Source organism: Arthrobacter sp. 05T410 (assembly GCF_056396505.1).
Window position 1 is genome coordinate 1 of sequence record NZ_JBFTLP010000016.1, and the last position, 19,852, is coordinate 19,852.

General features: G+C 68.3%; 18 protein-coding genes, 1 pseudogene and 2 riboswitches. Of the genes and pseudogenes, 2 read left to right on the forward strand and 17 right to left on the reverse strand.

Annotated features, from left to right (window positions below; genetic code table 11):
* The 5 genes and pseudogenes from glyA to AC1DFR_RS16730 all read right to left on the reverse strand — a co-directional run.
* A pseudogene (gene glyA, locus AC1DFR_RS16710) lies at positions 1-802 on the reverse strand (serine hydroxymethyltransferase); the annotation flags it as partial.
* 32 nt (positions 803-834) lie between these two features.
* Positions 835-1,218, reverse strand: coding sequence for a glycine cleavage system protein GcvH (gcvH, locus tag AC1DFR_RS16715; protein ID WP_230007215.1), 384 nt, complete (start codon positions 1,216-1,218; stop codon positions 835-837).
* Between the two features lie 536 nt (positions 1,219-1,754).
* Positions 1,755-2,903, reverse strand: coding sequence for a glycine cleavage system aminomethyltransferase GcvT (gene gcvT, locus AC1DFR_RS16720; RefSeq protein WP_476873948.1), 1,149 nt, complete (start codon positions 2,901-2,903; stop codon positions 1,755-1,757).
* A 12-nt stretch (positions 2,904-2,915) separates the two neighbouring features.
* Positions 2,916-5,837, reverse strand: a complete 2,922-nt coding sequence (gene gcvP, locus AC1DFR_RS16725; RefSeq protein ID WP_476873949.1) for an aminomethyl-transferring glycine dehydrogenase — start codon at positions 5,835-5,837, stop codon at positions 2,916-2,918.
* A 39-nt stretch (positions 5,838-5,876) separates the two neighbouring features.
* Positions 5,877-5,991: riboswitch (glycine riboswitch) on the reverse strand.
* Position 5,992: 1 nt separating this feature from the next.
* A riboswitch (glycine riboswitch) is annotated at positions 5,993-6,091 on the reverse strand.
* A gap of 268 nt (positions 6,092-6,359) precedes the next feature.
* The gene (locus tag AC1DFR_RS16730) at positions 6,360-6,899 is read right to left on the reverse strand and encodes a TetR/AcrR family transcriptional regulator (RefSeq protein ID WP_079555622.1); all 540 of its coding nucleotides are present in this window, start codon (positions 6,897-6,899) and stop codon (positions 6,360-6,362) included.
* 67 nt (positions 6,900-6,966) lie between these two features.
* On the opposite strand from AC1DFR_RS16730, the gene AC1DFR_RS16735 reads away from it, so the two are divergent.
* Positions 6,967-8,553, forward strand: a complete 1,587-nt coding sequence (locus AC1DFR_RS16735) for an MFS transporter (RefSeq protein WP_476873950.1) — start codon at positions 6,967-6,969, stop codon at positions 8,551-8,553.
* 136 nt (positions 8,554-8,689) lie between these two features.
* Here AC1DFR_RS16735 and AC1DFR_RS16740 read toward each other — a convergent pair whose 3' ends face one another.
* Together AC1DFR_RS16740 and AC1DFR_RS16745 are read right to left on the reverse strand one after the other, a co-directional pair.
* Positions 8,690-9,169: a Dps family protein gene (locus AC1DFR_RS16740; RefSeq protein ID WP_028275324.1), complete on the reverse strand. Its 480-nt coding sequence runs from the start codon at positions 9,167-9,169 to the stop codon at positions 8,690-8,692.
* Between the two features lie 166 nt (positions 9,170-9,335).
* The gene (locus AC1DFR_RS16745) at positions 9,336-10,154 is read right to left on the reverse strand and encodes a sigma-70 family RNA polymerase sigma factor (RefSeq protein ID WP_026538956.1); all 819 of its coding nucleotides are present in this window, start codon (positions 10,152-10,154) and stop codon (positions 9,336-9,338) included.
* Between the two features lie 244 nt (positions 10,155-10,398).
* Between AC1DFR_RS16745 and flgN the strand changes: the two genes are divergently transcribed.
* Complete coding sequence (gene flgN, locus AC1DFR_RS16750; RefSeq protein ID WP_476873951.1) at positions 10,399-10,914, forward strand: flagellar export chaperone FlgN; 516 nt, start codon at positions 10,399-10,401, stop codon at positions 10,912-10,914.
* Positions 10,915-10,928: 14 nt separating this feature from the next.
* Here flgN and AC1DFR_RS16755 read toward each other — a convergent pair whose 3' ends face one another.
* From AC1DFR_RS16755 to AC1DFR_RS16800, 10 genes are all read right to left on the reverse strand, one after another.
* Positions 10,929-11,177, reverse strand: coding sequence for a carbon storage regulator (locus AC1DFR_RS16755; RefSeq protein WP_026538957.1), 249 nt, complete (start codon positions 11,175-11,177; stop codon positions 10,929-10,931).
* A gap of 9 nt (positions 11,178-11,186) precedes the next feature.
* Entirely contained in the window at positions 11,187-12,521 is a 1,335-nt protein-coding gene (locus AC1DFR_RS16760) for a hypothetical protein (RefSeq protein WP_476873952.1), read from the reverse strand.
* The gene (locus tag AC1DFR_RS16765; RefSeq protein ID WP_476851538.1) at positions 12,499-14,547 is read right to left on the reverse strand and encodes a flagellar biosynthesis protein FlhA; all 2,049 of its coding nucleotides are present in this window, start codon (positions 14,545-14,547) and stop codon (positions 12,499-12,501) included. Before AC1DFR_RS16765 ends, AC1DFR_RS16760 begins: the two co-directional genes overlap by 23 nt.
* A 73-nt stretch (positions 14,548-14,620) precedes the next feature.
* Entirely contained in the window at positions 14,621-15,709 is a 1,089-nt protein-coding gene (locus AC1DFR_RS16770; RefSeq protein ID WP_476872223.1) for an EscU/YscU/HrcU family type III secretion system export apparatus switch protein, read from the reverse strand.
* A complete protein-coding gene (locus tag AC1DFR_RS16775; RefSeq protein ID WP_476872222.1) occupies positions 15,709-16,467 on the reverse strand; it encodes a flagellar biosynthetic protein FliR in 759 nt (252 codons plus the stop codon). The genes AC1DFR_RS16770 and AC1DFR_RS16775 overlap by 1 nt, the downstream gene beginning before the upstream one ends.
* A 1-nt stretch (position 16,468) precedes the next feature.
* Entirely contained in the window at positions 16,469-16,744 is a 276-nt protein-coding gene (gene fliQ, locus AC1DFR_RS16780) for a flagellar biosynthesis protein FliQ (protein ID WP_079555610.1), read from the reverse strand.
* A complete protein-coding gene (gene fliP / locus AC1DFR_RS16785; protein WP_223914314.1) occupies positions 16,741-17,607 on the reverse strand; it encodes a flagellar type III secretion system pore protein FliP in 867 nt (288 codons plus the stop codon). Before fliP ends, fliQ begins: the two co-directional genes overlap by 4 nt.
* On the reverse strand, positions 17,604-18,227 hold the full coding sequence (gene fliO / locus AC1DFR_RS16790; protein ID WP_476860128.1) for a flagellar biosynthetic protein FliO: 624 nt from the start codon (positions 18,225-18,227) through the stop codon (positions 17,604-17,606). Before fliO ends, fliP begins: the two co-directional genes overlap by 4 nt.
* The gene (gene fliN, locus AC1DFR_RS16795) at positions 18,228-18,950 is read right to left on the reverse strand and encodes a flagellar motor switch protein FliN (RefSeq protein ID WP_028277087.1); all 723 of its coding nucleotides are present in this window, start codon (positions 18,948-18,950) and stop codon (positions 18,228-18,230) included. It abuts the gene before it with no gap.
* Positions 18,947-19,843: a flagellar motor switch protein FliM gene (locus tag AC1DFR_RS16800; RefSeq protein WP_223914317.1), complete on the reverse strand. Its 897-nt coding sequence runs from the start codon at positions 19,841-19,843 to the stop codon at positions 18,947-18,949. The genes fliN and AC1DFR_RS16800 overlap by 4 nt, the downstream gene beginning before the upstream one ends.
* Positions 19,844-19,852: the final 9 nt, after the last annotated feature.

Consider the following 19,852-nt stretch of genomic DNA (forward strand, 5'->3'; position numbering starts at 1 on the left):
CTGCTGGCCGGGGAACACCGCGGAGTTGATCTTCTTGGCGATCTCGGCGTCGTTGGAGAGGATGATGCCGCCGCGCGGACCKGCAAGGGTCTTGTGCGTGGTGGAGGTGGTGACGTGCGCGTGCGGGACCGGGGACGGGTGCAGACCCGTGGCCACGAGCCCGGCGAAGTGCGCCATGTCCACCATCAGGTAAGCCGCCGACCGAGTCGGCGATCCGGCGGAACTCGGCGAAGTCGAGCTGCCGGGCGTACGCGGACCAGCCGGCAACGATCAGCGCCGGCTTGTGCTCCAGGGCCAGGGCCTCGACCTCGGCCATATCGATCCGGTGGTCCTCTTCACGGACCTGGTACGGAATGACATTGTAGAGCCGGCCGGAGAAGTTGATCTTCATGCCGTGCGTCAGGTGCCCGCCGTGCGCCAGGTTCAGGCCCATGATGGTGTCGCCCGGCCGGATCAGGGCGTGCATCACCGAGGCGTTGGCCTGCGCACCGGAATGCGGCTGCACGTTCGCGAACCCCGCACCGAACAGGGCCTTGACCCGGTCGATCGCGAGCTGTTCCATCACATCAACGTGCTCGCAGCCGCCGTAGTAGCGCTTGCCCGGGTAGCCCTCGGCATACTTGTTCGTCAACACCGAACCCTGCGCCTGCATCACAGCCTTGGCGGTGTGGTTCTCCGAGGCGATCATCTCCAAACCGTCACGCTGCCGGGTGAGTTCGGCGTCGATCTTCGCGGCGATCTCCGGATCCAGCACGGACAGGTCCGCGTCCAGGCTCGCGGAGACGACCTGCTCAAACGCCAGCGTCTGGGTGCCCGCGGCCGCCGATGCGCCGCTCACAGCTCGCCACCGTTCTTGGACGCGTACTCCTGGGCCGAAAGCAGCGGGCCGTCGGACTCGGCGGCGACCTTGAACAGCCAACCGGCACCGTACGGGTCGCTGTTGATCAGCGCGGGGTCATCGACGACGGCAGGGTTGATTTCGGTGACCTCACCCGTGACAGGGGCGTACAGGTCCGAGACCGACTTGGTCGACTCGACCTCGCCGCAGGTCTCCCCCGCGGTCACCGCGGAACCGACCTCGGGCAGGTCCACGTAGACGATGTCGCCCAGGGCATCCGTGGCGACGGCGGAGATGCCGATGGAAACAACGTTTCCGGCCTCGCGGGCAACCCACTCGTGCTCGTCGGAGTACTGCAGTTCAGGGGCAACTTTTGCCATGTGTTTTTCCTTTACGTTTGAAAAGTCGTGGGCCACAACAATTGTGGTGGGTTGGGTGGCGGATGAGGCAATTCCTCCGCGTGCTCGCTCGTCCCTCGCTTAGACGCACGCTTCCGGAATCCCCTCACCCGCCGCTATTCAGTTCAGTTTTTGGGGCCAGCCGTTTCCCCGGAAGAAACAGTGGCTTTTCGATATCTTCCAGAGCCGGGGTGCTCCGAGGCTTCAAGGGTGTCATCAAGCTCAACCCCCAATGATCGGGCTTGGCGTGCCACCCTTTGGGACAGTCCTACCCCGCGGTAGGCGGTACATCCCCCAGCACTTTTGGCTTTCGAAGGCGCCCCAAATGAGGCTTGGAACTCGAGGTGAGTTGAACCCGAGGTGAGCTGCAGGGCCCCTTCGGGCCCGACATCCGGGAGCATGCGTCTAAGGGAGCGTTACGTCCGCTCAGCGGGCGTCTTCGCGACCGAGCATGCAGAGGATGCCGGGTCCGACGGGCTGACGCAACCACAATCACGCAGCCCCCGGGACAGCTTCGGCTACTTTTGGCGCTTGTAGAAAGGCAGTGCGACCACTTCGAAGGGTTCGGCCTTGCCGCGGAGGTCGATGTCCAGTGCGGTGCCGGGCTCGGTGAATTCGACGTCGACGTAGGCCATCGCGACCGGGTAGCCCAGGCTCGGGCTGGGCTGGCCGGAGGTGACTTCGCCGACGACGTTGCCGTCCTTGAGGACCGGGTAGTGGCCGCGGCCGGCCCGGCGCCCGAGGCCCTTGAGCCCGACGAGCTTGCGGCCCGTCGTGGCGCCGGCGCCGGTTTCCTTCTTGGCGGCCAAGGCGGCCTTGCCGATGAAGTCGCCTTCCTTGGACAGGGCGACGACGGGGCCCAGGCCGGCGGCGAACGGATCGCCCTCCAGGGAGAGCTCGTTGCCGTAAAGCGGCATGCCGGCCTCGAGACGGAGCGAATCGCGGGACGCGAGACCGGAGGGGGTCAGCTCGCCGTCCTCTGCGATGGCGACGAGCGCCTGCCAGAGGGCGGCGGCGGCGTCGTTCGCGACAAAGATCTCGAAGCCGTCTTCGCCGGTGTAGCCGGTGCGGGCCAGCAGGAGGTCCTGGCTGGCTCCAGCGAACATGAACGGGACGTCCACGGCGGCGTAGTACTTCAGGCCGGTGACGAGCTCGTGCTGCGCCGCGGGGACCAGGCGCAGCAGGATCTCCTGGGCCTTGGGTCCCTGCACGGCGATCAGCGAGGTCTCAGCAGAGGCGTCCTGGACGGTGACGTCGAATCCGCCGTCCTTTCCGGAACCGACGCGCTCGGCCAGGGCCGCGGCGACGACCTTCGCGTTGCCCGCATTGGGGACCACAAGGAATTTCTGGTCGCCGCGGCGGTAGGTGATGAGGTCGTCGATGATGCCGCCGTCCTCGTTGCAGATCAGCGAGTACTTGGCCTTGCCAATGGCCATCGCCGAGATCTTGCCCACGAGGGCGTAGTCCAGGAAGGCTGCGGCGTCGGGGCCGGTGACCCAGACTTCGCCCATGTGGGAGAGGTCGAACAGGCCCGCGGACTTGCGGACGGCGTGGTGCTCGGCTAGTTCCGAGCTGTACTTCAGCGGCATCTGCCAGCCGCCGAAGTCCGTGAAGGAGGCGCCGAGCTTCTTGTGCTCTTCGTACAGGGCCGTGTAGTTCTCAGTCATCGTTGGCTGTCCTTAGCTGTCAGAGTCGGAGTTGGCGGAGTCGTCGGAGTGGACTGCTGTGTCTTCTTCGAAGGCCTCGAGGGGCGGGCACGAGCAGATCAGGTTGCGGTCCCCGGCTGCGCCGTCGATGCGGCCGACGGGCGGGAAGTACTTGTCCTGCTTGAGCGTGTGGACCGGGAAGACGGCCTGCTCACGCGGGTACTCGCGGGTCCAGTCGGTGCTGATCACGGCAGCGGCGGTGTGCGGGGCGTTGCGCAGCGGGCTGTGCTCCACCGTGAAATCGCCGTTGGCCACCTGGTCGATCTCGGCGCGGATGGCGACCATGGCCGTGATGAAGCGGTCGATCTCGCCCAGGTCCTCGGACTCGGTGGGCTCCACCATCAGGGTGCCGGCCACCGGGAACGCCAGGGTGGGGGCGTGGAAGCCGTAGTCGATCAGGCGCTTGGCCACGTCCTCGGCGGTCACGCCGGTCTTGGCCGTGAGTTCGCGCAGGTCCAGGATGCACTCGTGGGCCACCAGGCCGCCTTCGCCGGTGTAGAGCACCGGGAAGGAGTCGTTGAGGCGGGCCGCGATGTAGTTCGCCGCGAGCAGCGCGGACTTGGTCGCCTCGGTGAGGCCGCGGCCGCCCATCAGCTTCACGTAGGCCCAGGAGATCGGCAGCACGCCGGCCGAGCCGTAGCGGGAGGCGGAGATCGGGGTGCCGTCGGCGCCGTTGGCGGGATCAACAGCGTTGCCCGGCATGAACGGGGCCAGGTGCGCCTTGGCCGCGACCGGGCCGACGCCCGGTCCGCCGCCGCCGTGCGGGATGCAGAAAGTCTTGTGCAGGTTCAGATGCGAGACGTCGCCGCCGAACATGCCGGGCTGGGCCAGCCCGACGAGGGCGTTGAGGTTGGCGCCGTCGATGTAGACCTGGCCGCCGGCGGCGTGGACCGCGTCGCAGACCTCGCGGACATCGGCGTCGTACACCCCGTGCGTGGACGGGTAGGTGATCATGATGCAGGACAGCGCATCCTTGTGCAGCTCGATCTTGGCGGTCAGGTCCGCGTGATCGATCGTGCCGTCCGAAGCCGTGGCCACGACCACGACCTTCATGCCGGCCAACACGGCCGAGGCCGCGTTCGTGCCGTGCGCGGAGGCCGGGATCAGGCAGATGTTGCGCTGGGCATCACCGCGGGAGAGGTGGTAGCCGCGGATCGCCAGCAGCCCGGCGAGCTCGCCCTGGGAACCGGCGTTGGGCTGGATCGAGACCTGGTCGTAGCCGGTGATCTCGGTCAACTGGCCTTCGAGGTCCTCGATCAGTTCACGCCAGCCGGCGGTCTGGGATTCCGGGGCGAACGGGTGGATGGAGGCGAACTCGGGCCACGAGATGGCCTCCATCTCGGCGGTGGCGTTCAGCTTCATGGTGCAGGAGCCCAGCGGGATCATGGTCCGGTCCAGGGCAAGGTCGCGGTCCGAGAGGCGGCGGATGTAGCGCAGCAGCTGGGTCTCGGAACGGTGCGTGTTGAACACCGGGTGCTGCAGGTAGTCGGAGGTGCGCTCGACGGCGGGGTCCAGGCCGAACGCAGTGTCCGTGCCTGCAGCCGCGGCAGTCACGGACGCGCCGAATGCGGCAATGACGTCGGCGACGACGGCCACCGTCGTGGCCTCGTCGGCGGAGATGCCGACGGTGTCGGCGTCGATGGCGCGCAGGTTGACGCCCTTGGCGTCGGCTGCCGCGATGATCTCAGCTGCCCGGCCCGGCACGGAGACGGTGATGGTGTCGAAGAAAGAGGTGTGCAGCACGTCCAGACCGGCGGCCTTCAGGGAGGCGGCGATGGTCTTCGCGTGGACGTGTACCGCCTGGGCGATTGCCTTCAGCCCGTCCGGGCCGTGGTAGACGGCGTAGAAGGAAGCCACGATGGCCAGCAGGGCCTGGGCGGTGCAGATGTTGGAGGTGGCCTTCTCGCGGCGGATATGCTGCTCGCGGGTCTGCAGGGCCAGGCGGTAGGCGGGAACGCCGGCGTTGTCCTTGGAGACACCCACGAGGCGGCCGGGCATGGAGCGCTCGAGCCCCTTCTGGACGGCCATGTAGGCGGCGTGCGGTCCGCCGAAGAACAGCGGCACGCCGAAGCGCTGGGCGGATCCGACGGCGATGTCAGCGCCCTGCTCGCCCGGGGACGTGATCAGGGTCAGGGAGAGGAGATCTGCCGCGACGGTGACGAGGGCGCCGCGTTCCTTGGCGTCGGCGATCACGGCGGTGTGGTCGAACACGCGGCCGGAGACGCCCGGCTGCTGCAGGACGACGCCGTTGATGACCCCGTCGGGCAGGCCCTTGGAGAGGTCGGCGACCTCGACCTCGAAGCCGAGGGCCTCGGCACGGCCCTTGACGATCGCGATGGTCTGGGGAAGGCAGTCGGCGTCGAGGACGGTCTTGCCGTCGTGCGCCGTCTTGTTCTTATTCGCGCGGCGCATCATCAGCACGGCCTCGGCCACGGCGGTGGCTTCATCCAGCAGGGAGGCGTTGGCGATCGGCAGGCCGACGAGGTCCTGGACCATGGTCTGGAAGTTCAGCAGCGCCTCAAGCCGGCCCTGCGAGATCTCCGGCTGGTAGGGCGTGTACGCGGTGTACCAGGCCGGGGCTTCGAGGATGTTGCGGCGGATCACCGGCGGGGTGAGCGTGTCGTAGTAGCCCTGCCCGATCATCTGCACGGCGGTCTTGTTCTTCGACGCCAGCTTGCGCAGCTCGGCGAGGACTTCGACCTCGCTCAGGGCCGCGGCGAGCGCGAGGTCGGCGTCCTGGCGGATGTCCTTCGGAACGGCGGTGTCCACCAGGGCGTCGACGGTGTCGTAGCCGACAGCCTTCAGCATGGCGTCGACGTCGGCCTGGCGGCGCGCGCCGATATGCCGGTCAACGAAGGACGTGGAGGCTGGGGTAACAGTCACAAGGAACTCCATAACTCAGGCGGCGCAGGGTACGCCACATTGATTCGGGTTCCTCCCCGCTCTGTATTGGACCTGAGAGTTTCCGCGCAGCCCGCGTTTCAGGGCTCCGCTTGCACCGTCGGTGAGCACAGCATGTCCGGGACACGCCTGCTACTTTCCAGAGATGCCTTGCCGCGGCGGTACATGGGCCTGAGAGATTCCTGGGGAGGGTTTGCTCCTACGGCGCCTGCTTGTACCTACTTGCAGGACTCTCCCGCCGCAGATCAAAGGCGTATTTAATTAGGCGTTCAATCGGGGGTGACTACAGTCACAGCTCTCATTGTCCTATGCCGGGCGCGCGTCCGCAAACTCCCTCCCGGCGGCGGACCCAGGTTACGGGCCACGAGCCACCCGGTGGCGAATCCGGCGGCGCGAATTCGCCGGAAACGCCCGGAGTCGCCGCAACTTTCCGGCGTACTCGAACGCTTCCGGCGAATTCGGCGGGGAGTAGGGGGTCGGCGGGGAGTAGGGGGTCGGAGGGGGTGGGTGTGGGCTTCAGCCGCGCAGGCGCTCGACGGCGGCCAGGAGGCTCTGGACGTCCGCCTCGACTTCCGGCGGCGGCCCGCCGGGACCCCGCGCCAGCATGGCGTTGAAGTACAGCCCGTCCCCCATGCACAGGACGGCCTTCGCCATGGCGGGCCCGACGTCGGCCGCCAGCAGTTCCAGCCAGCTCGCCTGGCCGGCGGCGAAGCGGCGGAGCGTTTCCCCGTGCGCCACCTCGGCGAGCCGCGTGGCCGCCACGAAGACCCGGTCCATGGGCGTGTCCGCCCACACCGAGGACTTGATGAAGTACGCCGCCGCCCCTTCCGGGGCTGCCGCCATGGCCGCAACATCGGCAGCCAGGAGCCGGTCCAGCCGTTCCAGCAGGACCGCGATCATGGCCTCTTTGGTCGGAAAATGGTAGAGCAGGCCGCCCTTGGAGACGCCGGCCCGGCGCGCGACGGCGTCCAGCGTCGCGGCGCGTTCACCGACTTCGATGAGCAGGGATTCGAAGGCATCGAGGACGGCCTCGCGGGCGACGGGTTTCCTGGGCATGCCTCCCATCATGCCTGTCCGCGCGCGCATTTCTTAACTGTACCGTCCAGACGGTACAGTTATCCTTATGAGCATTCCATCGATCACCGTAGCCACCAGCACTCCTGCGGCCACCGGGCCCCGGGCACCGTGGCGTGACTGGGTGGCGCTGGCCCTGCTGATGTTCCCCGTCCTGCTCGTGGCCGTGGACAACACCGCGCTCACGTTCGCCCTGCCGGCCATCGCCAGCAGCCTGACCGCCTCCGGCGTCGAACTGCTCTGGATCGTCGATGCCTATCCCCTGGTCCTGGCCGGACTCCTGGTCGCGATGGGTTCCCTGGGCGACAGGATCGGCCGGCGCCGGCTGCTGTTCGTGGGCAGCGCGGGCTTTGCCGCGGTGTCGGCCGTGACGGCGTTCGCGCCGAGTGCGGAATGGCTGATCGCCGGCCGCGCCGGGCTTGGCCTTTTCGGCGCCATGCTGATGCCGTCCACGCTGTCGCTGATCCGGAACATCTTTCCGCAGCCCAACCGGCGCAGGCTGGCGGTGGCGGTCTGGGCCGCCGGCTTCTCCGGCGGCGCCGCCCTCGGCCCGATTGTCGGCGGCTGGCTGGTGGAACACTTCTGGTGGGGCGCCGTCCTGCTGGTCGCGGTGCCGATCATCCTGCCGCTGCTGCTGCTCGGGCCGGCCCTGATCCCGGAATCCCGCGATCCGAAGCCGGGCCGGGTGGACGTGCCCAGCATTGCCCTGTCCCTGCTGGTCATGGTGCCGGTGGTCTACGGGATCAAAGCCCTTGCCACCCACGGGCCGGCTCCCGAGGCCTTCGCGAGCATCGGAACCGGCCTGCTCATGGGCTATGTGTTCATCCGGCGGCAACGCGCGCTTGCCCGTATCCACAGGACAGACCACAGCACCGCGCCGATGCTCGACGTCAGCCTGTTTGGCAACCGGATCTTCAGTACGGCCATTGTGGCCAACGTCCTGGCACTGTTCTCCTTCAACGGCTTCATCCTCTTCCTGGCCCAGCACCTGCAGCTGCTGGAGGGCCAGTCCCCCTCGGCCTCCGGCGTCGCCATGGTCCCGGCCCTCATCGCCACGGTTGTAGCGGGGCTGCTCGTGGTCCCGCTGGTGCGCAAGGTGCGGCCCGGCTTTGTGGTGGCCGGCGGCCTGCTGCTGAGCGCGGCGGGCTATTTCGTGGTGGCATTCGGCGACCACAGCCAGGGCCCGTCGCTGCTCCTTGCCGCCCTGCTGGTGCTCTGCCTGGGGGTGGGCGCCGCGGAGACGATCTCCAATGACCTGATCCTGGGTGCGGCGCCCGCCGACAAGGCAGGGGCAGCCGCCGCTATCTCCGAGACGGGCTACGAAGTGGGGTCCCTGCTGGGTACGGCGATTCTCGGCTCAATCCTGACGGCCTCCTACCAGGGCAACCTCCGGCTTCCCGCGGGCGTGTCCGAACTCGCCCCGGCGGCGGCCACCAGCCAGGCCGGTGAAACCCTGGCCGGCGCTGTGGATCTGGCCCGGATGCTTCCGGCGCCCCTGGCCGAGGCGGTGACGGCGGCCGCGCGCACCGCCTTCGACTCGGGCGTGCACGTCACAGCGTCCATTGCACTGGTTCTGATGTCCGGGGCCTGCGTCCTGGCCGCCGTCGTCCTGCGGTCGGTGCCGAAGGCCCAATAGGGCTCAGCGGCCGCCGTCAGCGTCACGCCGTCGTCAGCGTCAAGGGGTTCCAGCCCTTAAACAGCAGCGTCCGGCGCCGGGTATCCTCCCGGCGCCGGACGCTGCTGTTTCTTGGGGGGCTGGTGGGAGCCGGTCCCTACTTGCTGTCCGGGGTGGTCACGCTGGCGGTGGCCCGCATGGTCTCGGCATTCACCATCCAGGCGTACTGCTCAAACTTGGCGATGAACTCGTGCAGCAGATCCGCGGTGGTGGGATCTTCCTCGTCCACTTCGTCATGGACCTTGCGCATCGTGCCGACGGCCGCCTCAAGCGCGGCGACAATCCGCTCGATGGCGTCCTTCGTGTTGATCAGGCCCTTCGGGAACTCGGCCAGTGCGGTGGACTTGGAAACCGTGGAGCTTCGGCCGTCCGGGAGGGCGTGGAGGGCACGCATGCGCTCGGCAAGGTCATCCGCGAATCCCCGGGCGGCGTCGATGATTTCATCCAGCTGGAGGTGAAGGTCCCTGAAGTTGGTCCCGACGATGTTCCAGTGTGCCTGCTTGCCCTGAACGTGGAGTTCGATCAGGTCCACCAGTACTGCCTGCAGGTTGGTCGTCAATGTGGGTGATGCTTTCATGAATCCTCCTCGATAGAACCGGTGCCGTGCGGGCCGCGCATGCCATTGCTGGCACCCCGGCCGATGCTTCCGACGCTACCGCAGCGCGGCGCCGGGCCGCGATGCTTCTGGGAGGAATTTCTCGGTCAGCTTACTAAGTCGGCTTACTAACCGTTTTTGGGGCGGTTTAGACGGCCTCGTTGAGGATGGGCCCACGCGGGAACACGGCCCGTGTGATGCCGCCGGAGGTGGATTCGGACAGCTGGGTGAGGTAGTCGTTGCGCCGCCTCGGGGTAATCCTGGACTGGGGCTGGAACGGCTGCTCGGGGTCGTCGGCGTAGTGGGCGCTCAGGCCGTCGCGCATGAGCCGGATGGCTTCCGAACGCTGCTGGGACACCGCTGCGTGCGTGGATCCGAGTTCCGCGGCCAGGTCTTTGACCGTGCGGTCTCCGAAATAGATCTCCTCCACCACGTAGCGCATCCGTTCCGGAAGGGATTTCACGGCGGCCCGAAGGTACTGGAGCCGTTCGTCCGCGAGCACGGAGTGTTCCGGGGTGAGGGTTTCGGCGGCCAGGGTGTCCACCACGGCCTCGTCGAGGGGCGTCAATGTGCGCGAGGCATCCGCGAGCGCGGCCTCCACAACGCTCTGCTGGACGCCCAGGGCAGAGGCGATCTCGTCCACTGTGGGGGTGCGGCCCAGGGCGGACGCCAGGGTTTCCTGCACGGACATGGTTTCCTTGATCCGGCGGCGGGCGGATCGGGTGGCCCAGTCGCTGGCCCGCATCTCGTCTGCGAAGGCGCCAAGGATACGCCGGCGCGCGAAAGCGCCGAACGGCACCCCGAGGCCTGGATCGAACGAATCGGCCGAGGTAATCAAGGCAATAGCGCCGGCTGACGCCAAGTCATCGCGAGAAAGGTGTGACGCCTTCGAGCACAAATCTGAGACGAGATACCCCACCAGCGGAAGGTGCTGCGTGACCATCTCGTTGCGTTCCACGCGATTCAATACTGTGTCCCCCCATGAGACCGGATCCGAAGGGTCCTCGACCCTTAAAACGCCGAGAGCCGCACCCAAAACCGACCGGTGCTCCCCCCATTGGAGTCAGCGTTCGCAAGCAGGGGCGCAGCACCCATGGAGGAAACCTATCACCTGTTCCAAGATCTGCGTGTACCCTCAGGGAAAAGCTGTGCGAAAAATGCGGTGACCGCCCCGAAGCTGTGATTCACGGGGCGGAAAGAGAATGGGGCACATGAGCGCAAGTGATCTCTCCGCGGCACTGTGGCAGGAGCGGCGGCAGCTGGAGCTACTCCTCTTCAGGCTGGAAACGCAGCGCCTGCACGTCGTGGCCGGGAATCTGGAATGGCTGAGCTTCATGGCCTCCGAGATTGAAACCGTGCTGGACCGCCTGCGCTTCGAAGCCCTGGCCCGGAGCGTCGAGTCTGCTGCCGTGGCGGCCCAATGGGGCCTGCCGGCACAGACCACGCTCGTCGAACTGATTGCGGCCGCTCCCGCCGGGCCCTGGCCCGAGATCCTGCGCGAGCATCTGGACGCCCTGCACGCACTCCTGGCCCGGCTGGGCGAGGCTTCCCGCGTGAATGAGGATGCGCTGCGGAGCCTCCCGATGCCGGGACGCGCCGGCCCGGCGGGCACGGCCGGGCTTCTGGACCAGCTGACCATGGGAGGAAACCTGGAGCGGTCCCTCGCCGTGGTCCGGCGTTCAGCCCAGCCGCTCCTGGCCCAGTATCTCGGCGGGGACCATGTCTGATCCGGCGCGGGTCCTCAGCCGTCGGCGGGAGTGGCGCGCGGCGGCATGAGGCCGCGCAGCGCCTCCTCGGCGTCCGGGCCCGCTTCCGCCGCCGCGAGGTTCGCCGCTGCGATGGCTTCGATGACTTCCCGGCGCTGGATCGGCACACCGCGGGGCGCCTCAATGCCTATCCGAACACCGTCGCCGCGGCCTTCCAGAACAGTGATGACGATGCCGTCGCCGATCATGATCTGTTCGCCCGGCTTGCGTGTAAGTACCAGCATCCTCTCAATCTACCCTTCAGTCCGGGGAGCATCGTACGATTCCCGCCGGTTCTGCCATGTCGGTTCGGGCCCGGCGGGGCGCCCGTCGATCCAGCCCACGGGCAGTCCCAGGCCATTGACGCTTTCAGGCGACCCGGTCTCCGAGGCGCCGACCACCGCCACCGCGGTCACGTTGAGCTGGGCGGACAGCACGCCGACCCAGCGCGCCGTGTCCTCGTGCTTGCGTCCGGCATCGACCACAACCCAGACCTGGTCGGCGGAGAGCGCCGCCACGGACGGCACCCGGGCCAGGGCGTTGCGGGCTTTGCCCAGTCCGAACGCCACCAGGACGGTGCGCTCCGTCACCACGGCATGGGCGCGCGCGGCCGTGGCACTTTGGCGTCCGTCGACGTGCAGGTGGCCATAGGCGGAGAGCTCACCGGCGGTGCGCACATCGGCACCTCCGGAGGCCATGGACATGGCCAGGGCGGTATCCATCGCGTCCTCCCCCAGCCCGATCAGGAGCACGAGATCGCCGACGCCGGTCAGCGGAGCCGGAGCCGGGGCACCCGCAGCGTTGCCCGGCGCGACGGCGGACGGGTGCGCAGGGCTCCCGACGGCGGCCGGGTGCGCGACGGCGGCCGGGTGCGCGGGGCTCCCGACGGCGGCGGCGCCGGCCGGGTGCGCAGGGCTCCCGACGGCGGCGTCCGGCGCTGCGGCGGGCGGATCTGTCGGGGTCCGGAGCCCGGTACCGAGCTGTTCCAGCAGCTCGGCGAAGTCCCGCGATTCGGTGGACACACCGGCAGGAGCGGGCCGGTGCAGGCTCAGCTCGGCGGCGTCCGCCTCCTCCAGGAGTGCGGCGATGGCGGCGCCCTGCAGGTGATGGGTCGGGGCGGCGGGCCGTGCCGGCCCTCCGGCCGGGCCCGCCTGCGCTGCGGTCCGGGCCGCCGGCGGGGCCGGTGCTGCCGCCGCGGCTCCGGCGTCGTACTTCCCGGCGGGGGTCCCGGCGCCCGGAACGGTGCCCGGAACAGTGCCCGGAACAGTGCCCGCGGAAGCCGCCCCGGCGGTGGTCTCCCCGGCGGTGGTCTCCCCGGCGGCGGTCTCCCCGGCGGGACCACCAGTCGCCGGGCCGGAATCGGCCCCGGCCAGGATGTCGGCGTCAGGCACCACCTCGCCGGTGACGACCTCGTGTTTGGACTGGAGCTCGATCATGGCCTCGTAGCGGTCCTGGGCGAAGAGGCCGGCGATTCCGGGGCTGCTGACGCGTTCGGCGGAAACGATCCGGGCCGCCGGACCGTACAGCTGTTCTGCCTTGCGGCGGATTTCCTCGAGCGAGGCTCCCTTAAGCCGATAGCGGTTCGGCATGGCGCACCACTCCTACTGTTTCGATCCGGACGTTGGCGGAGGTCACCTCGCGGTAGGACAACACGGGCACGGATCCCGGCTGCGCCCCGACGAGGCGGTAGATGGCGGGCCGGAGCGCGGGTGCACAGACAAGCACGGCCTGGCGGTTGGCGGCGGCCGCGGCGTCGACGGCGGACCGCACCGAGCGCAGCACGGCGTCGAGGCGTTCCTGCCCCATGACGATCTGGCTGCCGCCCTCCGCGGGCCGCATGTCCTCGAGCATGTGTTGTTCCAGGACGGGGTCGATCATGATGACGTTGAGCACCTCGCCGTCCATGAACTTGGCCGTGAGGGCGGGGCCCAGGGCCTGCCGGGCGGCTTCCACAAGCGATTCCGGATCCGTGGAAATCTTGGCGCGGAGCGTGAGGGCCTCATAGATCCGGGCGAGGTCGTTGATGGGCACCTGCTCATCCAGCAGGCCCTGGAGGACGCGCTGCAGCTCGGCGAGGGAGAGCAGGGCCGGGGTCAGTTCGTCGACGGCGGAGGGGCTCTGCTTGCGCACGCCCTCGGTCAGCACGCGGACGTCCTCGCGGGACAGCAGCCGGGCAGCGTTCGCCGCGACGATCGAGGACAGGTGGGTGACCAGAACGGAGACCCGGTCGATCACTGTGGCACCTGTCATTTCGGCGTTGTGGCGCATCTCCCCCGGAATCCATTTCCCGGCGAGCCCAAACACGGGTTCGATCATCGCCGGGCCCGGGAGCGAGTCCAGGTTCTCGCCCAGGGCGAGCATCTGGCCGCTGGGGGCCGTGCCGCGGCCGGCTTCCACGCCGGCAATCCGGATGGCGTAGGTCGCCGGCGGCAGGTCTACACTGTCCCGGGTGCGCACCGGCGGGATGACCAGGCCAAGTTCCATGGCGATCTTGTGCCGCAGGGACCGGACCCGGGCCAGGAGGTCATCGGAGGCGCCGGAGACCATATCCACGAGGTCAGGTGCGAGCAGGATCTCCACGGGGTGGATGCGCATGTCTTCCAGCAGTTTCTCGTTCGGATCCTGTTCCGGGAAGTTCAGCGCGGTCGACTCAGCCTCCCGGGCCGTTTCCGCCAGCTGTTGGCTTGCCGCGGTCCGGCGGGAGGCGATGAACAGGCCGGCGCCTACGACGACGAACGGAATCGGGGGCATACCGGGGATCAGTGCCATGGCGACGGCGGCGACGCCGGCGATCATGAGGGCGTTCGGTGACTGCAGCAGCTGGGTGGAGGCCGTCCGCCCCATGTCGGACTCGGCGTTGGACCGGGTCACGATCATGCCGGTGGAGACGGCCATGAGCAGTGCCGGGATCTGGGTGACGAGCCCGTCGCCCATGGTCAGCAGGCCGTAGGTGTTCAGGGCGTCGCCGATTTCCAGGCCGCGCTGGACCATGCCGATGGCGATGCCGCCGACGAAGTTGATGATGATAATGATGATGCCCGCGATGGCGTCACCCTTGACGAACTTCGAGGCGCCGTCCATGGCACCGTAGAAGTCGGCCTCGGCAGAGACTTCGGCCCGCCGCTCCCGGGCCTGGGTGTCGGTGAGGAGGCCGGCGTTGAGGTCGGCGTCGATCGCCATCTGCTTGCCGGGCATGGCGTCGAGGGTGAAGCGCGCGCCCACCTCGGCCACGCGCTCGGCGCCCTTGGTGACCACGACGAACTGGATCACCACGAGGATGAGGAACACGACGGCGCCGATGATCATGGAGCCGCCGACCGTCACCTTGCCGAAGGCTTCAATGACCTGCCCGGCGTATCCGTTGCCCAGGACCAGGCGGGTTGAGGCGACGTTGAGGCCGAGCCGGAACAGCGTGGCCACCAGCAGCAGGGACGGGAACACCGAGAAATCCAGCGGTTTCTTGACGAACATGCTGGTCAGCAGGACCAGCAGTGCCAGCAGGATGTTGCAGACGATGAGGAAGTCGAGCAGCGGCGCGGGAACGGGAACCACCAGCAGGAGCACGATCCCCACGATGCCGATGGGCACCACCAGCCGGTTCAGCCTGTTGTTCATGGTGCTGTCCTTTCACAGACGCTGATTCCCGAAGATTTCGTGCCGTGTTGCACGCTGTGGAGCCTGCCGTGTTTCATACGGTGGCCACCGTGGTGGTCATGCGGTGCATCCCGGCGGCGGCGCCCCGGGCCTTGAGTGCCATGACGAACGCGAGGACGCCGGCCACCGCCCGGTAGAAGTCCACCGGGATCTCGTCCCCCAGCTCACAGGCCCCGTGGAGGGCCCTGGCCAGCGGGATGTCCTGGACCATGGGCACGTTCTTTTCCTCGGCTTCTTCCCTGATCCTCGCAGCCACGTGGCCGGCGCCCTTGGCAACGACGCGGGGTGCGGATTTTCCGGGCTCGTATTTCAGGGCCACCGCCACGTGCGTGGGGTTGACCAGGACGACGTCGGCGTCCCCGATCGCCGCGATCATGCGGTTGCGGCTCATAGCCATCTGGCGCGCCCGGCGTTGGGACCGGATCAGCGGATCGCCCTCGCTGTTCTTGTTTTCGTCCTGGATTTCCTTCTTGGACATCCGCGTCTTCTTGCGGTTGCGCCGCATCACGACGAAGAAGTCGGCCGCGGCCAGCACGATGCCGGCGGCCACCGCGAACTGGACCAGGGCGGCTATCCCGCCGGCGGCGGCCTGCACTACCCCGGCGACGGGCAGTCCGCCGGCGGTCAGCAGCACCGGAACCAGTCCCTGCACGACGGTGTAGAGCACCAGCCCCACGACGCTTGCCTTGAGCAGCGCCTTGAGGCCGCCCCACACGGCCTGCGCGCCGAACAGCCGCTTGATCCCGGCGAGCAGGTTGAAGTGTTCGAATTCGAGCCTGAATTTCTTCAGGTGGACACCGCCCTGGAGGGCCGAGCCGGCGAGGACGGCCAGGAATACGACAACCAGCAGGGGTCCGACGATCCCGGCGATGGACGCGAAGCCGGCTTCCAGCGCCCGGACGGCTTTGCCGGGGTCCGGGGCGGACACGATCCCGCGGATGCTGAAGAGCTGGTCCGTGGCGGCGTTGGCGGCCCGGTCCACCGTGCTGGGCAGCATCAGCGCGGCGGCGCCGACGCCGAGCCAGGCGGTGAGGTCCTGGGAACGGGACAGCTGGCCCTTGGAGCGGACCTCCCGCATTCGTTTCTCGGTGGCTTGCTCGGTCTTTTCCTGTGAATCCGCCATCAGCCCACCCCCAGTACGGCTTTGGCGGCCTGCCCGGCGAGGCTGGAAACGAGTCGGGGCAGGGCCAGGAACATGAAGCCGGCCAGCGTCAGGGTGAGCAGGATCTTCAGCGGGAAGCCGAGGGAGAAGGCATTCAGCGCCGGGGCCACGCGGGTCAGCAGGCCGAGCCCGACGTCGGCAAGGAACAGGACCACCAGGAGGGGGCCGGCGATCTGCACGGCGGCAAGGAACATGCCGGACACCGCCGCGATCATGGCCTGCACCGGCTGGGCCAGGTCGATCCCCCCGGCCAGCGGCAGGGCGGCAAAGCTGCCGGTGAGGCCGGTGATGACGAGCTGGTAGCCGTCGGAGGCGAAGAGCAGGGCCAGCGCCGCCATTTGCAGGAGACGGGTGAACTGTGCGCCGTTGACCATCATTTGGGGGTCGTAGGCCTGGGCCATCTGGAACCCGCTGAAAAGGTCGATCAGGCTGCCGGCGGACTGGATGGCGGAAAAGATGACGAGGACCAGGAAGCCCAGGACCAGCCCGGTGACGAGCTCCAGGACCACACCGGTGACGAACCCGGCGGTGTCCCGGGGCATGTAGCCGCCGGCCAGGCGCTGCGTCACCGCCAGGCCCAGGCCCAGCCCCAGCATGGCTTTGACGCGCCCCGGAATGGCGTGGTGCGAGAAGGGCGGTGCCACGACCAGGAAGGCGGTCATCCGGACCGTAGCCAGCAGCAGGACTTCAAGCCAGGCCGGGTCGATGGGGATGCCCACCTCACAGGCCTCCGAGCAGGGACGGAATCTTCGCGAAGAGGTCGTTGGTGAAGCCCACCATCTCCGAGATCATCCAGTGTCCGCAGACAATCAGGGCCACGGCCACCGCGGCAGCCTTCGGCACGAAGGACAGGGTGGCTTCCTGCAGCTGCGTGATGGACTGCAGCAGGGAGATGGCCAGGCCCACCACCAGCGCCGTGACCAGCACGGGCGCGGAGAGCTTGGCGGCCACGATCATGGCTTGGAGGCAGATGTCCAGGACCGCGTTGGCGTTCATCCTGAACCCGCATAGCTCTGGACGAGCGCGGTGATGATCAGGCCCCAGCCGTCCACGAGCACGAAGAGCAGGATCTTGAAGGGCAGCGAGATCATGACGGGCGGGAGCATCATCATGCCCATGGACATCAGGGCCGCGGACACCACGAGGTCGATCACGAGGAACGGGATGAAGATGACGAAGCCGATGATGAAAGCGGCACGGAGTTCGGAGATCATGAACGCCGGGATGAGGGTCTGCAGCGGCACGGCCTCAGGCGTGGCCGGGTTCTCGGCTCCGGCGGCACGGGACATCAGGGCGATGTCCTCCTCGCGCGTGTGGGCGAGCATGAAGTGCTGCAGCGGACCCGACGCGGCGCTGACGGCACCGTTGAAGTCCAGTGTGCCGTTGAGGTAGGGCTGGACGCCGAGGGTGTTCATCTCGTTGATGACGGGCCACATCACAAAGATCGAGAGGAACAGAGCCAGCCCGGCCAGGACCTGGTTCGGCGGGATGGAGGGCAGGGACAGCGCGTTGCGGGTCATTGCCAGGACCACAAAGATCTTGGTGAAGGACGTCATCATCAGCAACAGCGAGGGCGCAACGGCCAGGAGGGTGATGCTGATCAGGGTCAGGACAGCGGAGGAAGGTTTCCCGTCCATCCCGTTGATCTGGATGTTGATGTTCCCGCCGTCGGGATTGGCAGGGTCGGCCGGGGGCACCGGTGCAACAGGGTCGATCGGTGCGGCGTGGCCTGCCGAGGCATTGAGCCACAGCAGGAGGACGGCAAAGAGCACGGCGGCGAGCCCCAGGGCCAGGAGCCTGAGGGGTCTTGCGCCAGCTGTTCGCGGGCGGGTGGTGCTGGTGGGGAGCGGGAAGATCAATTGCGGCGTCCGCTCCTGAGCGCGGCGGCAGCCTGCTTCCAGGTGGAGCCGGCCAGGATGGAGCCGTGCAGCGGCGGATGGGCCGACCCGCCGGCGCTGCCGCGGCCGGCGTGGCCGCGGGCCGCGGAGCCCCGGTGAAGGGAGCTGCGGCGGGACGGCGGCAACTCCCGGACACCGTTCTGACCGTCGGCGAAATCGTCGGCGTCGACACCGTCCGCAAAATCGTCGCCGTCAGCGGCGGCATCACCTGCCGGCATGGCCGGCTGGCTGCTGAAGTGGTTGCCGGCGAGCGGGCTGGCGTCAGCGAGCATCCGGGCGAAATCGCCCAGGCCGCGGCTGGTGCCGGGGACCGCGACTTCTTCGGGTTCGGGCGGGATGTCCCCGGTGTGCAGGACGTTGACGGCGTGCTCGGTCACGCCCAGGAGGAAGCGCTGCCCGGCGGCGTCGACCACCACCACGGAGGCTTTTTGTCCGAGGCTCTGCCGGCTGACGATGGTCAAGGCGCGGTCAGCCCGGCGCCGTCCGGTGCCCTTGCCCAGCCGGTGCTGCAGGAACCACATGAGGCCAAGCACCGCGCCCAGGGCCACGACTACCCGCAGCCCGAGGATCAGTGCGTCCATTCAGCTGAGCCCCTCGGCCACGTCGAGGATCCGGGTGATCCGCACCGCGTAGTCCTGGTCGAGGACCACGACTTCGCCGTGCGCGATCAGGCGGCCGTTGAGCAGGACGTCGGCCGGGGCGCCGGCGGAGCGGTCCAGTTCGATGATCTTGCCCGGTTCCAGCGACAGGACGTCCCGGACCGACATCCGGGTGCGTCCGATCTCCACGGTCAGGGCCATTTCAATGTTGTTGATCCGGCCGAGCCGGCCGGCCACGGTGTCCCCGCCGGCGAACAGGTCCCCGCCGCGTTCCTGGCTGTTGCTGTGTTCGCGGAGCCGGACGGCGAACCAGGCCGCAGCGTTGCTGCCGTCGGAGAGTTCAAAGACGGCCGTGTCGGGATCCGAGAGGAGCCCTGAGACGTCGGATTCACGCAGGTCGGACAGGACACCGGCCCCGAAGACTGAGCTGGCGCTTTCCATCGCGGGGCGCAGCACGTCGGTCACGGAGACGTGGCCCAGCTGGGACCCCGCGCCGGCGGCCTCGTCAAGGAAGGTGCGGTCGCTGAGCATGAGGGCGAGGTCGGCGGTCACCGCGCCGACGAAGGTCGCCGTGACCGCCTGCCGGGCGTAGGCCGCCGCGGACCGGGCAGGCACCAGCGCGACAACCTTCAGGGCCACCGGGCTCGGGAGCTCCTCGACGAGCCGTTCCGCCGACATTTCGTGCTTGGTCAGGGTGATGCTCATCGTTGGTTCTCCTCGATTGTGACAATTACTGCGGCCGCGCGGGAGCCGTTGCGGGCCGGGGCGGCAGTGGCCAGCCGGGTTCCGTCCAGGGTGAGGTCAAAGGGCCGGTTCTCCAGGTGCGGCAGTGTCAGGACGTCACCGACTGCGAGACCCAGGACCTGGCTCGGGGTAACGAACGACGTCGAGAGCCGTACGGACAGTTCCACCGGGACCTGCTCCAGTTGGGCGCTGACGCGGGCGGCCGCGTCTTCGCGGGAGTCGGTCGGGTTGACCTTCTTGAGCCGTCCCAGCAGGATTCCGGCCGGAACGGCCAGGGTGGCGGGCGCGTTGACGTCGCCGACGCTCATGGTGAAGGAGGCAACGATCATCAGTTCGCTGGGTGCGGCGGCCTGGGCGAACTGGGAGTTGTATTGGATGGTGTCCACCCGGACGGCCTCGCTGAGCAGCGGGCCCAGGGAATAGCCGAGGTCTTCGAGGGCCTCGTCCATCAGGCCCTTGATCAGCGCCTGCTCGATCTGGGTGAACTTGCGGTCCGGCATGGGCGAATCGTTGGTGGCGCCGAGCATGCGGTTGACCCAGCCGAGGGCGGCCGGGCCGGGGAACTGCACCACGAGCTTGGAATCGTGGGCCTCCACGGTGCACAGGACCATGGCGGTGACGGCGGGCAGCGAGGCGGCGTACTCGTCGTAGCTGAGCATGCTGACGTCTTCCAGGCGCACCACGGACTTGACGCGGACCTTGGCAGTGAGCTGGGTGCCCCACTGGCGGGCGAAGGTTTCGAAGGCGAGCTCCAGCACCCGGCTGTGTTCGCGCGCGAGCGTCGCAGGACGGCGGAAGTCATAGACGCTGACGGTCCGCTCCCGTGCCACTTCCCGCTCATCCAGAACACTCACGGTTGCCAC

Bases quoted from the DNA above. Each gene is read 5' to 3' on its own strand.
- gcvH (WP_230007215.1), bottom strand. From the start codon at position 1,218: ATGGCAAAAGTTGCCCCTGAACTGCAGTACTCCGACGAGCACGAGTGG.
- gcvT (WP_476873948.1), bottom strand. From the start codon at position 2,903: ATGACTGAGAACTACACGGCCCTGTACGAAGAGCACAAGAAGCTCGGC.
- gcvP (WP_476873949.1), bottom strand. From the start codon at position 5,837: ATGGAGTTCCTTGTGACTGTTACCCCAGCCTCCACGTCCTTCGTTGAC.
- AC1DFR_RS16730 (WP_079555622.1), bottom strand. From the start codon at position 6,899: ATGCCCAGGAAACCCGTCGCCCGCGAGGCCGTCCTCGATGCCTTCGAA.
- AC1DFR_RS16735 (WP_476873950.1), top strand. From the start codon at position 6,967: ATGAGCATTCCATCGATCACCGTAGCCACCAGCACTCCTGCGGCCACC.
- AC1DFR_RS16740 (WP_028275324.1), bottom strand. From the start codon at position 9,169: ATGAAAGCATCACCCACATTGACGACCAACCTGCAGGCAGTACTGGTG.
- flgN (WP_476873951.1), top strand. From the start codon at position 10,399: ATGAGCGCAAGTGATCTCTCCGCGGCACTGTGGCAGGAGCGGCGGCAG.
- AC1DFR_RS16755 (WP_026538957.1), bottom strand. From the start codon at position 11,177: ATGCTGGTACTTACACGCAAGCCGGGCGAACAGATCATGATCGGCGAC.
- AC1DFR_RS16760 (WP_476873952.1), bottom strand. From the start codon at position 12,521: ATGCCGAACCGCTATCGGCTTAAGGGAGCCTCGCTCGAGGAAATCCGC.
- AC1DFR_RS16765 (WP_476851538.1), bottom strand. From the start codon at position 14,547: ATGAACAACAGGCTGAACCGGCTGGTGGTGCCCATCGGCATCGTGGGG.
- AC1DFR_RS16770 (WP_476872223.1), bottom strand. From the start codon at position 15,709: ATGGCGGATTCACAGGAAAAGACCGAGCAAGCCACCGAGAAACGAATG.
- fliQ (WP_079555610.1), bottom strand. From the start codon at position 16,744: ATGAACGCCAACGCGGTCCTGGACATCTGCCTCCAAGCCATGATCGTG.
- fliO (WP_476860128.1), bottom strand. From the start codon at position 18,227: ATGGACGCACTGATCCTCGGGCTGCGGGTAGTCGTGGCCCTGGGCGCG.
- fliN (WP_028277087.1), bottom strand. From the start codon at position 18,950: ATGAGCATCACCCTGACCAAGCACGAAATGTCGGCGGAACGGCTCGTC.